Below are 13,874 nucleotides of genomic sequence, written 5' to 3'. Positions count from 1 at the left end.
TCGCTGCGCAGACACGCACGTTCGCGCAGGGCCGGGGACCGCCGGCTCGCGCAAGGGCAGGGCCTAGCCGGTCGGGACGAAGTCGGGGGCATCGGCGATGTCACCGGTCTCGTCGGCGGCCACCGCCTTGCGCCCGAAGTACACCACGTAGGCCAGGAACGCCGCCTCGACCAGCACGCCGATGCCGACCCGCAGCCACGTCGGCAGCGGCGACGGGGTCACCACCGCCTCAAGCAGCCCGGCCACGGCGAACACCACGACCAGCCCCACCGCGACCGCGACGACGGCCCGGCCCTGCTCGGCGAGCACCTGTGTGCGGGGCCGATCGCCCGGGGCGATCACCGCCCAGCCCAGACGCATCCCCACCGCGCCGGCCAGGAACACCGCCGTCAACTCCAGCAGTCCGTGCGGGGCAAGCAGTCCCAGCATGAAACCGCCCCGACCGGCGTGGAACATCAGCCCGAGCGCCAAGCCGACGTTGGCCGCGTTGGCGAACAACAGCGCCGGAATCGGCAGGCCCAGCAGCACCGCGAACGCGATGGCGCGGGCGGCCACCCAGGCGTTGTTCACCCAGACCTGTAGCGCGAACGACCCTGCCGGGTGATCGCTGTAGTAGGCGGCGAAGTCATGGTTGACCAACCTGTCGATCTCGACGGGGGTGCCGATCACCGCCTGCACGTCGGGATTGCCGGCCACCCAGCAGGCGATCACCGCCGAGACCGCCAGGAACACCACGGCGGTGCCCAGCCACCACCGCCAGGCGCGGTAGGCGACAACCGGGAACGACACCGTCACGAACCGGACGAACTCCGAGGCCAGCGGCGCATGAGCACCGGTGACGGCGGCACGCGCCCGCGCCACCAGGGCGGAAAGTCGGCCGATGAGCGCCGCATCCGACGACGACGAGCGCACCACCGACAGGTGCGTGGACACGCGTTGATAGAGGTCGACCAGTTCGTCGACCTCGGCTCCGGTGAGCCGCCGCCGATTCTTGACCAGCGACTCCAGCCGATCCCAGGTCGGTCGATGGGTCAGCACGAAGGCGTCGACATCCACGTGGCCGAGCCTAGCGAGGACGGTGAGCTCCTCGCTGAAAGCGGTTCGGCGAGTAGCGTCTGAGCTATGGCGAATCGCGGCCCCGAGCTGGTGACCGGCGACGCCGTCGTTCTCGACATCGCGATCGCGCAGCTGCCGGTGCGCGCGGTCAGCGCGCTGATCGACATCACCGTCGTGATGGTGGGCTACCTCTGCGCGATCGTGCTGTGGGCCACCACCCTCGGCCGGTTCGACGACGCCTTGACCACGGCAGTCATGATCATCTTCGCCGTACTGCTCTTGGTCGGTTACCCCGTCATCATGGAGACCGTCACCCGGGGCCGCTCGCTGGGCAAGATGGCGATGGGCCTGCGGGTGGTTTCCGATGACGGCGGCCCGGAACGCTTCCGGCAGGCCCTCTTTCGGGCGCTGGCCTCGGTTATCGAGATCTGGGGACTCACCGGCAGCCCAGCGGTGATCTGCAGCCTGCTGTCGCCCCGCGGAAAGCGCCTGGGCGACATCTTCGCCGGCACCGTCGTGATCAGCGAACGCGCGCCGGCCTCGACCCCGCCGCCCATGATGCCGCCGGGGCTGGCCTGGTGGGCGTCGACATTGCAGTTGTCGGGCCTGCGTGCCGAATCCGCAGAACTGGCACGGCAATTCCTCGGCCGGGCCGCACAGCTCGACCCGCACACCCGCCAGATGATGGCCTACCGGATCTCCGGTGACGTACTCGCGCACATCTCACCGCCACCGCCCCCGGACGCCCCGCCCGAGCTGGTACTGGCTGCGGTACTGGCCGAACGCCATCAACGCGAACTGGCGCGGTTTGCGGCTCACGCGCCCGGACCGTATTTCCCGCCGCCTCCGGCGCCGTGGCCGCCACCGAATGCGGGCGGCTTCTTTCCCCCGAGCTAGCAAGCCGAGCTCGTGTTCCCTGGCGGTCGATGCGACCGCCAAGTCTTCCGCCAGAGATGGCGCCGCCCCCACCCGTTCCCGCTCGGGATTGTCTCGATCGTTCTTGGCCGGATCGACGCTACCGTTGCATCTCGATAGTTCCCGATATATCGTCAACGTATCGGGAGCGAATCGCGCTCCCCCTTCTAGAGCAATGAGGTACGCAATGAACAACCCCTTCGGTCCGCCCGGCGGACCCTTCCCAGACGATGCCGAACACCAGGTCGGATTCGGCTTCGGCTTCGGTTCTGCGTCGCCACATCAGCGCCGCGCCGCACACATCGCGCGCCGGCAGGCCCGGCGCGAGTTTCGCCGGCAGCTGCGCGACCAAGCCGCCGACCACTGCGCTCCGTTGGGTTTCGGTCCCGGCCACGAGGCCCCCGGCCCCGGATTCGGCCCGGATTTCCGGCACGGATTCGGTCCGGGTTTCGGGCCGGGCTTCGGTCCCGGCGGTCCGGGTTTCGGCTTCGGCTTCGGTCCGGGCGGGCACCGTGGACACCGGCGCGGCAATCGTGGCCGACGCGGCGACGTGCGGCTCGCCATCCTGGCCCTGCTGGCCGAGGGCCCGATGCACGGCTACGAGATCATCCAGCAGATCGCCGAGCGCAGCCAAGGACTGTGGCGCCCCAGTCCGGGCTCGGTCTACCCGACCTTGCAGATGTTGGTCGATGAGGGCCTGATCAGCGGCACCGAAACCGACGGCAAAAAACGCCTTTTCGAATTGACCGAAGAAGGCCGCGGGGTCGCCGAGACGATCGAGACACCACCGTGGGAGCAGATCGCCGACGGCGCCGACCCGGGGCAGATCAATCTGCGCACCGCGACCGGCCAGCTGTTCGGTGCCGTCGCGCAGGCCGGCCAGGCAGCCACACCCGAACAGCAGCAGCGCATCGTCGACATCATCAACAGCGCCCGCAAGGAGATCTACGGCATCCTCGGGGAAACCGACTGATCTCGACCGTCAACAGTGGCGAAGGGCCCGATGCATCGCGGTCTTCTCGTTCGATGAAACCCACAGTCCGTAAGCGGTTTTGACCGTGATCTGACGGGCTACGAATTCGCATTCGAACGCGGCGTTCGCCGGCAGCCAGCCGGCGGCGTCGCGGAATGCTTTGTCAAAGTTGGCTTGGGCGCTGACCGCGAGCAGGTTGCGCGGGTCGTTGGCGAAATCGCGGCGGCGCCGGTCGTCCCAAGACCGCGCTCCCTTGTACCAGGCGTCGGCCAACGACACGAGATGGTCGACCTGCACGGCGTCGGAGGTCTCCGGGCCACGGACGAAGGCGATGGTCTCGCCGGAGTACGGGTCGTGCAGGACGCCGCGCTGCACCAGGCAGGTGCCCCGTCGCAGTTCGATCTGCGCCAAGTCGCGGCGCAAGATGTCGTCGCGGGTGTTGCAGCCGTTGTGGCCGAATTCGACGTCCACGTCATCGCTCCACCGCTCGCCGAACCGGTAGCGCTTGAAGTCCTGCGCTCGATCCCAGCCCTTGACCGGTAGGGCTTCAAGCATGCGGCGGGCATCGTCATAGCCCGGGTCGAGCGGCGCCGCGCTCGGCGTCGGCGGCGTCGGAGTCGGAGTCGGCGAAGGACCCGAGCGCTGCGAAAATCCGTCGTGCTGCCACCACGCCCAGCCGACGGCTGCCACCACCACCAGCGCGACGAGCGCACCGGGCAGCACCCGCCGTTTGCGTGCGGCCATCCTCAGGGCAGCTCGACCCAGTCCAGCGTGCGCTGCACGGCCTTTCGCCACCCGGCATAGCCTTCGGCGCGTTGATCATCCGACCAGTTCGGGGTCCAGCGCCGGTCTTCGCGCCAATTGGCACGAAGTTCGTCGGGCCCCTTCCAGAACCCGACGCCCAGGCCTGCCGCATAGGCCGCGCCCAGCGCGGTGGTTTCGGGCACTACCGGCTTGACCACGTCGACGCCGAGCACGTCCGCTTGAATCTGCATACACAGGTCGTTGGCGGTGATACCACCGTCGACCTTCAAAACACCCAGGTGCACACCGGAATCGGCCTCCATCGCCTCGGCCACATCCCGGCTCTGGTAGCAGATCGCCTCCAGCGTGGCCCGCGCCAGATGTGCGTTGGTGTTAAAGCGGGACAGCCCGACGATCGCACCGCGCGCATCCGAACGCCAGTACGGCGCAAACAGTCCGGAGAACGCCGGCACGAAGTACATCCCGCCGTTGTCGGCGACCTGGCGGGCCAGGGACTCGACCTGGGTGGCGCCGCTGATGATGCCCAGCTGGTCACGCAGCCACTGCACCGCGGAGCCGGTGACCGCGATCGAGCCCTCCAACGCATAGACCGGCTTGGCGTCACCGAACTGGTAACAGACCGTGGTCAACAATCCGTTGTCGGAGCGGACGATCTGCTCACCGGTGTTGAGCAGCAAGAAGTTTCCGGTGCCGTAAGTGTTCTTCGCCTCACCCGCCGACAAGCACACCTGGCCGACCATGGCGCTCTGCTGATCGCCCAGGATGCCGGCGATCGGCACCTCGCCGCGCAACGGCCCGGTGCTCGCGGTGACCGCGTGCCGGCGCCGCGTCGACGACGCCGTGATGCGCGGCAGCATCGACCGCGGGATCGAGAACAACGCCAGCAGTTCGTCGTCCCAGTCCAGGGTTTCGAGGTTCATCAGCATGGTGCGGCTGGCGTTGGTGACGTCGGTCAGGTGCACCCCGCCGCGCGGCCCGCCGGTCAGGTTCCACAGCACCCAGCTGTCGCAGGTTCCGAACAGCGCGTCGCCCCGTTCGGCGTCGGCGCGCACACCCTCGACGTTGTCCAGAATCCACTGCAGCTTGCCGCCGGAGAAATAGGTGGCCGGCGGCAGGCCCGCCTTGCGCCGGATCACCTCGCCGTGGCCGTCCCGCTCCAGAGCCGCCGCGATGGCGTCGGTCCGGGTGTCTTGCCAGACGATCGCATTGTGGTAGGGCTGGCCGGTGTTCTTGTTCCACACCACCGTCGTCTCGCGCTGGTTGGCGATGCCCAGCGCCGCCAGGTCCGAAGCGTGCAGCTTGGTGGTGTTGAGGGCCGAAACCAGCACCGCCGCGGTGTGGTTCCACAATTCGAACGGATCGTGTTCCACCCAGCCGGCTCGGGGCAGGATCTGTTCGTGTTCGAGTTGATGCCGGCCCACCTCCGCACCGTCATGGTCGAAGATGATGCAGCGGGTGCTGGTGGTGCCCTGGTCGATCGACGCGACAAAATCGGCCAAGTCTGACTCCTGTCCATACCGGTGCCCGTCGGTGCCGCGTCCATCATGGCTCACCTGGCCCGATCGGGTGGCGCTACGCGGCAGGATCGCGACGCTCGGCAGCGTCGGTCCACAAAATTAGACATTCTTCACGAACCCATCAGACGCTATTTATTCACTCAGACGCATATTTCGATGTATTGCGAGTAGATCTCGTGATGGTGAACAAACGGTGTCGGAACGCCGCCGATGTCTGTGCCCCCCAGAAGCCGCCGTGGCCGACCGCGTGCAGGTCAGAATTGAATCGGAGAAGACATGGACGTCGTCCTCGGTGTGGCACTTGCGTCGAGCACACCCGCCACCATCCACACCGTGCTGGTCTGCGGAGAACGCGGGGACGGGGTCACGCTGGAAGAGCTCAGCATTGACGTGCCCACCGACGAGTTCGCCGAATTCGCCGCCGTCGACGCGTTGATCGCGGCGATCCTGCGAGCGCGCGACGCCGCGGACTCAGCCGGTCTTCACCTGGTCTCGACCGGGGTGACCGTGACCGATCCACTCGACGCGGCCGCCCTGAGTTCGCGGCTTGCCAGCGGCGCCCTCGAAGGCTTGGACAACGTGGCTCTGGTCTCGCCGGTGCTTGCGGCGGCAAGCCTGACCCACAACCTGGGACAGACCGTCGGCTGCGACCAGATGGGGCTGCTGTCCGTCGAGGCGTCGACCGCGACACTGGCCATGGTCGACTGCACCCACGGCACCATCACCCGGATCTTTCGCCAAGCCCTCGATGACGGCGACGCCACCGCCGCGGTCGACACGGTCGCCGATCGGCTCAACGCCGCCCAGACCTGCCCGGACGGCCTGTTCCTGATCTGCCCCGAGGGTGATTCGACGGCGCTTCGGCCGCGACTGGAGGCGACGGTCGACCACGAGGTGTGCGAACCCGCGGAACCGCGTGCGGCCCTGGCCCGCGGAGCGGCACTGGCATCCGCCCGCCTGGTCGGTGTCGAGGCGCAGTCCGCAGCGCTGGCCTACACGCAAGAACCCGGGTCCGGTGCTGTCGGCCCCTGCTACTACGACATCCCCGATCTGGGAGCCGACGATCTGGCCTACAGCGCGGTGCCCGACGACGAAGCCGAAGCAGCCACCGAGATCTTCGCTCCCGCGGGTCCGCCGGCCCGGCGCCCGCTGCTGGTGGCCGGTGCGGCGCTGGCCTCGGCCGCATTCGCTGCGGCGTCGGCGCTGATGGTGGCCATGACGCTGGACATCACCCCCAACCTCGTCGCGTTGCGGCCGGATCTGGGTCGAGCGCTGACCATTCCGCACCGGGCGCCGAATCTTCAGGTGCCCGCCACCGAGCCGTTCGGGGGGCAACCGCCGGTGATGGGGCAGGCTCCAACGGACTCGATACCGCTGCCGCCGTTGAACCTCCCCTCGGCGCCCGACCTCCCGGCGGCGGTGCCGCTGGATGCCCCGGCGCCCGGCCTGCCGGCACCAATGCCGGTGGCGGCCGGGGCAAGCAGCGGGCCGTTGTTTGTTCCCGCACCGATATTCGGTCCGCCGTTGCCCATGCAGCCGCCGGCGACGCACCCCCTGTCGCCCTTCGTCGTGGCGCCGCTTCCACGGCCGGCCCCCCACCGGCCCGTCCTTTCGGGGATGCCAGACCTGTCATTCCTGTGGGGGCTGCCCGCGAAGAAGCCGACGGCCCCAGTCCCGCCGGTGGTCAAGCCCCAACCGCCCGAGGTCAAGCCCGAACCCCCGGTCGAGCTCCCCACTCCGCCGGTGGTCAAGCCCGATCCTCCGGTCGTGAAGCCCCACCCGCCGATCGAGCTCCCCACTCCCCCGGTCGTGAAGCCGAACCCGCCGGTCGAGCTCCCCGATCCTCCGGTCGTGAAGCCCAATCCGCCGGTGATCAAACCGATTCCGCCGGTGATCAAGCCGAATCCCCCGGTGGTCAAGCCCGATCCCCCGGTGGTCAACCCCGAAATCCCAGTGGTCAACCCGAACCCACCGGTGGTCAAACCCGAGATCCCGGTGATCAAACCGAACCCGCCGGTGGTGAAACTGCCGGATCCGCCGGTTCAGGTCCCGGACCTTCCCGCGGTCAACCCCAACCCGGGCATTCAGCTGCCCGAGCTGCCGGTCAAGGTTCCCGACGCACCCGCGGTCAACCCGGCCCCCGGAATCCAACTGCCGAATCTGCCGATCCAGCTGCCGAATTCAGGACCCCCGGCAGGGCTGCCCGCACCTCAGGCGCCCTCGCTGCCGTCGCTACCGGCGCCGCAGGCGCCCTGGCTGCCGTCGCTACCGGCGCCCAAGGCCCCGTCGCTGCCGTCGCTGCCCGCACCGCAGGCGCCCTCGCTCCCGGCGCTACCGGCGCCCAAGGCCCCGTCGCTGCCATCGATTCCCGCACCGAGCGCGCCCTCGATGCCCAACCTGGGTGGTGGCATGTTCGGCGGAGGCGGCAAGCCCGGCGGAATCTTCGGCGGCGGCGGCAAGCCCGGCGGTGGGCTGTTCGGCGGTGGCGGCGGTGGCGGCCTGTTCGGCGGCGGAGGGTCCCGCGGTGGTGGGCTGTTCGGCGGTGGGGGCGGCGGCCTGTTCGGCGGAGGTCACGGCGGCGGCCTGTTCGGTCATTAGCGTTCGCCGAGAGCGGCCTTCATCGGCCTTGCGGTGCATCGGCTAACGCCGTAGCGAGCACCTGCACGTCGGCCTCGGTGGTGTCGACGTGCGGTGAGATCCGCAGCACGGGCATGGTCAGCTCCAGCGGTGCCCGCTCGACTCCGGCTGCGGTGGTGACGATCCTGCGCTCGGCGATCAGCCACGCCCGCACCGCCACCGGATCAAGGCCAGCCGGCGGGGCCAAGGTGGTGATGGCGCTCGGCTCGTCGAGCGGTTCGACCACCCGCCAGCCGGACAACTGAGCCAACACCCGCCGGCTCCGGGCACCTACACCGGCCAGCGCGGCCCGCACCGCCGCCGGCCCGGCCACCAGATGCTCCCCCAACGCGACGGAGAACCCCACCTGCGCAGCCACATTGACGTCACCGGCCTCCGGGCCCGGCGACGCCAACTCTGCCAACGCCGGCCGCACCGCCAGCGCCCCGACACCGCGCGGTCCGGCAAGCCACTTGCGTGACGACGAATAGACGGCGTCGGCGCCGACGGCACAGTCGATCTGGCCCAGGGCCTGCGCCGCGTCGACCACCAGCGGAACGCCGACGGCCCGGCAGATATCCGCCAGCTGCGCCAGGGGCTGCACCAGCCCGCGGTGACTGCCGACCGGGGTCAGGTGCACCAGGCCGGGCGGGTCGGCGGTAAGTACCGCTGCCGCCTCGTCGAGCACCAGGCGGCCGGTGTCATCCACCGGCAGCGTTCGCCAGCTGAATCCGTGTGCGGCCATCACCGCCAGGTTCGGGCCGTATTCGCCGGGCAGGCAGGCCAGGGTGCGCTGCGGCCCCGGCCACCGGGACAGCAGAAGGTTCAGCGCATTTCGCGACCCGGTGGTGAACACCACGTCGGCGTCGGCCATGCCGGTCAATGCGGCGAAAGCCGCCCGCCCGGCATCCAGCACCGGCGCGGCCGCCTCGGCGGCGACGTAGCCACCGACCTCGGCCTCAAGGCGGGCGTGGCGGGCCGCGGCGTCCAACGCCGCGTAGCTCTGCCGTGAGCAGGCCGCACTGTCCAGGTGCAGCCCGGCGACCGGAGGGCGCGCCGCGCGCCAACGGTCGGCCAGGCTCATTTGATGGCGAGCGACAGGCCGAAATCGCCTGCCGCATCGGTCCACCACCGTCGACGGCGCAGTCCCGCGGCGGCCAGTTCGTCGGCCACCTGCTCCGGCCGGAACTTGCAGGACACCTCGGTCAGCATCTCTTCACCGGCGACGAAATCGACAGCCAGGTCCAGCGCTTTGACCACGACATGCTGGGCACGGCGGGCGCGCAACCACATCTCGATGCGCTGTTCCGCCGCATTCCAGTGCGCCACATGGGCGAACTCATCGAGGTCGAAGTCGGCATAAAGTTCACGGTTCACCACCGCGAGCACGTTGCGGTTGAACGCCGCGGTCACCCCGGCCGCATCGTCGTAGGCACGCACCAGCCTGCCGGTGTCTTTGACCAGATCGGTGCCCAGCAACAGGCCGTCACCGTCGTGCATGATTGCGGCCAGGCCGGCCAAGAAGTCGGCACGTGGGCCCGGTGTCAGATTGCCGATGGTCGACCCCAGGAACACGAACAGCCTTATGCCACCATCGGGGATCTGTGTCAGGTGGTGCTCGAAGTCGCCGCAAACACCTTGGACTCGCACGCCGGGAAAGTCACGGGCGATCGCCTCCCCCGCCGTCTCCAGCACTCCGGCGTCGACGTCGAACGGGATGAACCGGCGCAGGGCCCCGGCGTCCCGCAGCGCATCGAGCAGCATCCGGGTCTTCTCCGAGGTGCCGCTGCCCAGTTCCACCAGGGTGTCCGCACCCGACAGGACCGCCACCTCGGCCGACCGTGCTCGCAGGATCTCCGCCTCGGCGCGGGTGGGGTAATACTCGGGCAGCCGGGTGATCTGGTCGAACAGATCGCTGCCGACGTCGTCGTAGAACCACTTGGGCGGCAAAGACTTCGGACGCTGCGCCAGGCCGTGGCGGACATCGGCCCGCAGTGCGGTGCGGGCCGCGTCGGCGGCCAGGTGATTGGCGATGGTGACCCCCGTCATCGGGACACGCCCAAGGCGGTGACACAGACCTCGCCGTCGTGCGCGTCCACCAGGTGCCGGTCGGGGATATCCACCCAGCGCGGGTCGTCGTCGTAGGGTTCGCTGGCCAGTACCACGCCGTCGGATCCGTGCAACATCGACAAGGTGTCTCCCCAGGTCGTCGCCAACATCCGGGAACCGTTGGCAGCCAGTATGTTCAGTCGCGCATGCGGGTCGGCCGCGCCGATATCGACGATCACCTCGCCCAACGCTTCCACTCCACGATCGAAGATCGACGCGGCCAGGATCGCACTGTCACAGACCGATTCGGCACCATCGGCGGTTTTCAGAACCCCGCGGTCCACCACGCCGTTGTGCGACAGCAGCCAACTGCCGTCGGTGAACGGAGCCGTGGCGCTGGCTTCGATGGGCATCCCGACGGTGGCTGAACGCACTGCGGCCACCACGCAGTGACTGGCGAGCGCCGGAGCGACCGAGGCGAACGACACGTCGCCCCACAGCGGTGCCGCACTGCGCCAACGTCGCGGCACGTCGCCGTCGAAAAATCCAGCGCCCCAACCGTCGGCGTTGAGCAACCCGTGCTGCTGCCGGCGCGGTGCATAGGACTGCACCCGCAAGCCCTGAGGCGGTTCGAGAATCAGCTCGGCCAGTGAACGCGGCTTGCCCAGCCAGCCCAGGTGCCGGCACATCAGATGTCCCAGGCCAGTCGCACACCGGCGAAGATCTGCCGCCGATAGGGATGGTCCCAATTCCGAAAGCTCGGCCGCAGGATCTCGCGGGCGACCGCCCAGGACCCACCGCGCAGCACCCGATAGTCTCCGCCGAAGAACGGCTCCGAATAGCGTTGGTAGATCATCGGAGAAAAGCCCGGCCACGGTCGCAGCGGCGAACTCGTCCACTCCCAGACATCGCCGAGCAGTTGTTGCGCGCCATAGGCCGATGCCCCCTGCGGGTAGGCCCCGACCGGAGCCGGGCGCAGCGCCGCGCCGTCCAGATTGGCCAACTCGGCCGACGGATCGGCGCCGCCCCACGGATAGCGCCGTCGCGCCTGGGTGACCGGGTCCCAGGCGCAGGCCTTCTCCCATTCGATCTCGGTGGGCAGCCTGGCCCCGGCCCACGCCGCGTATGCCTGCGCCTCGAAGTAGCTCACATGCTGTACCGGCTCGTCGTCAGGCAGGTCCTCGACGTGGCCGAACCGCTCCCGGGATCGGTGATCGGGGCCCCAGAACTCCGGCGCCGTCAACCGGGCCTGCACACAGTGGCGCCAGCCCCGTTCGCTCCACCACCGAGGTTGCCGGTAGCCACCGTCGGCGATGAAGGCCCGCCATTCACGGTTGGTCACCGGCACCCGGCCGATCCGGAACGCCGGCACGTCGACGCGGTGCGCGGGGCGCTCGTTGTCGAGCGAGAAGGGCTCCTCGGCTGCGTCGACGCCGAGCACGAATTCACCGCCCGGCACCAGCACCGAGGTTCCCGCCAGGTCGGGCCGCCCGGCGGGCAGAACAGCGCCGGCACCGAGCAGGGGTGGGCCGGCACGCAGGTTCAGCGCCTGCAGCATGGTCTCGTCGTGCTGGTGTTCATGGCTGAGCACCAGGCCGAACGCGAACCCGTCCGAGAAGTCGCCGGCATGGCCCGCGCCAGCGGGCAGCGCCTCCAGCTTTTCGAAAACCTTCGAACGCACGGTGGCGCAATACTTCCGGGCCTGTTCGGGTGCCAACAGCGGAAGGTCGACGCGACTGGCTCGCGGGTGGGTGAAGGCGTCGTAGAGGCCTTCGACGTCCGCCGGCAGCATGCCGGGCCGGGCCGGGTCTCCGTCGCGCAGCAGCCACAGCTCCTCCTGCTGACCGATATGGGCCAGATCCCACACCAGCGGGCTCATCAGCGGGTCGTATTGGCGGTGCAGCTCGGCGTCGTCGAAATCGACGAGCGCCAGCGTGCGTCTCCGCGCCCGGGTCAGGTCGCGGGCCAGGGTTTCCGATGGGGTCATGACTGTCTGCGCGCCATTCGGGTGACCATCGCCGTGGTGCCGGTCCGGGTCACTTCGTCGGTGATGTCGTCGGCCGGGCAGCGGCCCCGTTCGACCATGCCGGCCAGCCGGTCCATCCCGTTGCGCAGGGATGCCGGCGCCCGGTCAACGACCAGGCGAACGCAGCGTCTGGCGGCCGCATGCAGCCGCGGGTCGGCCAGGCCGATCCGGGCGGCGACGTCCCAGGCGGTGGCGACGGGCGCGACGGCTTCGGCTGCGCTGTCGGTGGCGGCCGGGTCATCGAGCAGGGTGGCCAGAGTGAATACCAGTGCCGGCCAAAGGTTGTCGTCAACGCTGTCGAGGTAGCGGATCTCCAGCCATCCGCGCGGGCGCACCGGAGGAAACAGCGTGGTCAGGTGGTAGTCGAGGTCTTCGATGCCGGCGCGGCGGCCACCGAGCCGCACCCGTCCGTCGGCCCAGTCGGCAAACGGCACGTAGCGGCTGACCGGAATCGCTTCGGGAGTGTGCACCAGCATGACGGGCGCCTTGAGCGCATACCGCGCCCAGTCGGTGGCGGGGTCGGTGCCGTCCAGGCCGAGGACGGGACCGCAACGCGCCGAGTCCAGCCGGCTCCAGACCCGCTGCCGGGTGGAACGCCAGCCGGAGAGCTCGCCGGCCAGCAGCGGGGAGTTGGCGGAGATCGCGACCATCGTCGGGCCCAGCGCGTGGGCCAGCCGGACCCGATCGGCCCAACCGGAACGCGCACCGGCATCCAGATTGAGCTGGACCGAGGCCGTCGCCGTCATCATCGCCGCGCCGGCCGAACCGGTGTGGCTGGCGGCGAAGAACTGTTCCATCGCGGCGTAACGCTCGCCGGGGTTGACCCGCTCGGTGGGCCGGAGCGGGTCGGCACCCAGCTGCACCAGCCCCAGTCCGGCGTCGGCGAAAGCCGCCCGCAGCACCGCCTGATCGGCGGTCATCGCTTCGATCGCGGCGAGCGCATCGGCCAGCGGAGGGCCGGAGAGCTCCACTGCGCCGCCGGGCTCGACCGTGACGACACTGCCGCCCGGCAACTCCGGCAGGGACCGCAGCACATCGCCGATCTCGGCCCAGCCCGGGCGACGGTGCGGGTCGGTCGGGTCGAAGCAGTGTGCCTCGATCTCCAGTCCCACCCGGCCGTGCGGGGCATCGGTGAGGCAACGCTGCGTGATGTAGTCGGCGGCCTCGGCGGCACCAGACAGCTCGGGGCCGCCCAGGCAAGACTGATCTCCGCGGGACAGTTGCGTCGCCGCGGCGAACCCCATATCAACCCCTCCGCCCGTTGATCTTCCCGACGCTACCGGAGAGGGCCGACAAGAGGACCGGTGATTACTGACCCAGGGAGTTCTGCATCGCTCCTGCCAGCACGTTCACCGCCGGGCCGGCGTTACCGGACTGACAGACCTTGGCTTGCAGCACGACGTTGGCCCGCAACCGGGTCTGGTTGAAACAGCGCCGATCGGTGCCGGCCTCCTGCTTGCTCCAGGCCGCATCCGTTGCCGTGGCCGGCCCGCCGCCGAACGCCCAGACCTGCGTGGCTCCGTTCTCCAGATGCATCGCGGTGGTGCGGCCCGAGCAGCCGACGGTCCGGTCGACGACACGATGGAACGCCGCGGCGGCAGCATCGTTGGTGGCGAACACCCCCACCGCCTGCTTGACGAAGTGCCCCTGATCGGTGGCCGAGGTCTGGGTGACCGCGCTGTTGTAGGACGCCAGGTCGGGATCGTTGTAGACCTCGGGCAGGCCGATGTCGGCCCAGTTGTTGCATGCCGGGTCGTCGACCCAGAAGGCCTGGAACGGTTCGCCGGAGACGGCTTCGTAGCCCATCGGGGCGCCGACGATGTTGCCGACCGATCCCTTCGGCAACACCGCATAGGAGACCACGCCCGGTTCGGAGGGGCCCGCGCCGGCGACCGGAGCGGCCACTGCGCCGGCAGCGGCCAACCCCAGTCCCGCCAGCAGGGTTGCGGCGGCCCGC

The 13,874-nt window shown here is 69.5% G+C and carries 12 protein-coding genes; 3 read left to right on the top strand and 9 right to left on the bottom strand.

Annotation, left to right across the window (positions count from 1 at the left end; all coding sequences use genetic code 11):
• Nucleotides 1–63 precede the first annotated feature (63 nt).
• Nucleotides 64–1,056, bottom strand: a complete 993-nt coding sequence (locus ACJH71_RS04510) for a stage II sporulation protein M (protein WP_406756836.1) — start codon at nt 1,054–1,056, stop codon at nt 64–66.
• 66 nt (nt 1,057–1,122) lie between these two features.
• Between ACJH71_RS04510 and ACJH71_RS04505 the strand changes: the two genes are divergently transcribed.
• Together ACJH71_RS04505 and ACJH71_RS04500 are read left to right on the top strand one after the other, a co-directional pair.
• Nucleotides 1,123–1,953: an RDD family protein gene (locus ACJH71_RS04505; protein ID WP_406756835.1), complete on the top strand. Its 831-nt coding sequence runs from the start codon at nt 1,123–1,125 to the stop codon at nt 1,951–1,953.
• A gap of 205 nt (nt 1,954–2,158) precedes the next feature.
• Entirely contained in the window at nt 2,159–2,944 is a 786-nt protein-coding gene (locus ACJH71_RS04500; RefSeq protein ID WP_406756834.1) for a PadR family transcriptional regulator, read from the top strand.
• A gap of 9 nt (nt 2,945–2,953) precedes the next feature.
• Here the strand turns inward: ACJH71_RS04500 and ACJH71_RS04495 are convergent, their stop codons facing one another.
• Nucleotides 2,954–3,688, bottom strand: a complete 735-nt coding sequence (locus tag ACJH71_RS04495) for an HNH endonuclease family protein (protein ID WP_406756833.1) — start codon at nt 3,686–3,688, stop codon at nt 2,954–2,956.
• A 2-nt stretch (nt 3,689–3,690) separates the two neighbouring features.
• Nucleotides 3,691–5,208: a glycerol kinase GlpK gene (gene glpK, locus ACJH71_RS04490; RefSeq protein WP_406756832.1), complete on the bottom strand. Its 1,518-nt coding sequence runs from the start codon at nt 5,206–5,208 to the stop codon at nt 3,691–3,693.
• A 294-nt stretch (nt 5,209–5,502) separates the two neighbouring features.
• On the opposite strand from glpK, the gene ACJH71_RS04485 reads away from it, so the two are divergent.
• Nucleotides 5,503–7,824, top strand: a complete 2,322-nt coding sequence (locus ACJH71_RS04485) for a hypothetical protein (RefSeq protein ID WP_406756831.1) — start codon at nt 5,503–5,505, stop codon at nt 7,822–7,824.
• A gap of 19 nt (nt 7,825–7,843) precedes the next feature.
• Here the strand turns inward: ACJH71_RS04485 and egtE are convergent, their stop codons facing one another.
• The 6 genes from egtE to ACJH71_RS04455 all read right to left on the bottom strand — a co-directional run bounded on the left by egtE (nt 7,844) and on the right by ACJH71_RS04455 (nt 13,858).
• A complete protein-coding gene (egtE, locus tag ACJH71_RS04480; protein ID WP_406756830.1) occupies nt 7,844–8,926 on the bottom strand; it encodes an ergothioneine biosynthesis PLP-dependent enzyme EgtE in 1,083 nt (360 codons plus the stop codon).
• The gene (egtD, locus tag ACJH71_RS04475) at nt 8,923–9,891 is read right to left on the bottom strand and encodes an L-histidine N(alpha)-methyltransferase (RefSeq protein ID WP_406756829.1); all 969 of its coding nucleotides are present in this window, start codon (nt 9,889–9,891) and stop codon (nt 8,923–8,925) included. Before egtD ends, egtE begins: the two co-directional genes overlap by 4 nt.
• A complete protein-coding gene (gene egtC / locus ACJH71_RS04470) occupies nt 9,888–10,580 on the bottom strand; it encodes an ergothioneine biosynthesis protein EgtC (protein ID WP_406756828.1) in 693 nt (230 codons plus the stop codon). Before egtC ends, egtD begins: the two co-directional genes overlap by 4 nt.
• Entirely contained in the window at nt 10,580–11,878 is a 1,299-nt protein-coding gene (gene egtB, locus ACJH71_RS04465) for an ergothioneine biosynthesis protein EgtB (protein ID WP_406756827.1), read from the bottom strand. The genes egtC and egtB overlap by 1 nt, the downstream gene beginning before the upstream one ends.
• The gene (gene egtA / locus ACJH71_RS04460) at nt 11,875–13,161 is read right to left on the bottom strand and encodes an ergothioneine biosynthesis glutamate--cysteine ligase EgtA (protein ID WP_406756826.1); all 1,287 of its coding nucleotides are present in this window, start codon (nt 13,159–13,161) and stop codon (nt 11,875–11,877) included. Before egtA ends, egtB begins: the two co-directional genes overlap by 4 nt.
• A 64-nt stretch (nt 13,162–13,225) precedes the next feature.
• The gene (locus ACJH71_RS04455; protein WP_406756920.1) at nt 13,226–13,858 is read right to left on the bottom strand and encodes a sensor domain-containing protein; all 633 of its coding nucleotides are present in this window, start codon (nt 13,856–13,858) and stop codon (nt 13,226–13,228) included.
• Nucleotides 13,859–13,874 lie beyond the last annotated feature (16 nt).

The sequence above is a fragment of the Mycobacterium sp. SMC-15 genome (assembly GCF_045310925.1).
Classification (GTDB): domain Bacteria; phylum Actinomycetota; class Actinomycetes; order Mycobacteriales; family Mycobacteriaceae; genus Mycobacterium.
This window is presented reverse-complemented; position numbering and strand designations above follow the sequence as displayed.

Bases quoted from the DNA above. Each gene is read 5' to 3' on its own strand.
- ACJH71_RS04485 (WP_406756831.1), top strand. From the start codon at position 5,503: ATGGACGTCGTCCTCGGTGTGGCACTTGCGTCGAGCACACCCGCCACC.
- ACJH71_RS04500 (WP_406756834.1), top strand. From the start codon at position 2,159: ATGAACAACCCCTTCGGTCCGCCCGGCGGACCCTTCCCAGACGATGCC.
- egtD (WP_406756829.1), bottom strand. From the start codon at position 9,891: ATGACGGGGGTCACCATCGCCAATCACCTGGCCGCCGACGCGGCCCGC.
- egtA (WP_406756826.1), bottom strand. From the start codon at position 13,161: ATGGGGTTCGCCGCGGCGACGCAACTGTCCCGCGGAGATCAGTCTTGC.
- egtC (WP_406756828.1), bottom strand. From the start codon at position 10,580: ATGTGCCGGCACCTGGGCTGGCTGGGCAAGCCGCGTTCACTGGCCGAG.
- egtE (WP_406756830.1), bottom strand. From the start codon at position 8,926: ATGAGCCTGGCCGACCGTTGGCGCGCGGCGCGCCCTCCGGTCGCCGGG.
- ACJH71_RS04505 (WP_406756835.1), top strand. From the start codon at position 1,123: ATGGCGAATCGCGGCCCCGAGCTGGTGACCGGCGACGCCGTCGTTCTC.
- egtB (WP_406756827.1), bottom strand. From the start codon at position 11,878: ATGACCCCATCGGAAACCCTGGCCCGCGACCTGACCCGGGCGCGGAGA.
- ACJH71_RS04495 (WP_406756833.1), bottom strand. From the start codon at position 3,688: ATGGCCGCACGCAAACGGCGGGTGCTGCCCGGTGCGCTCGTCGCGCTG.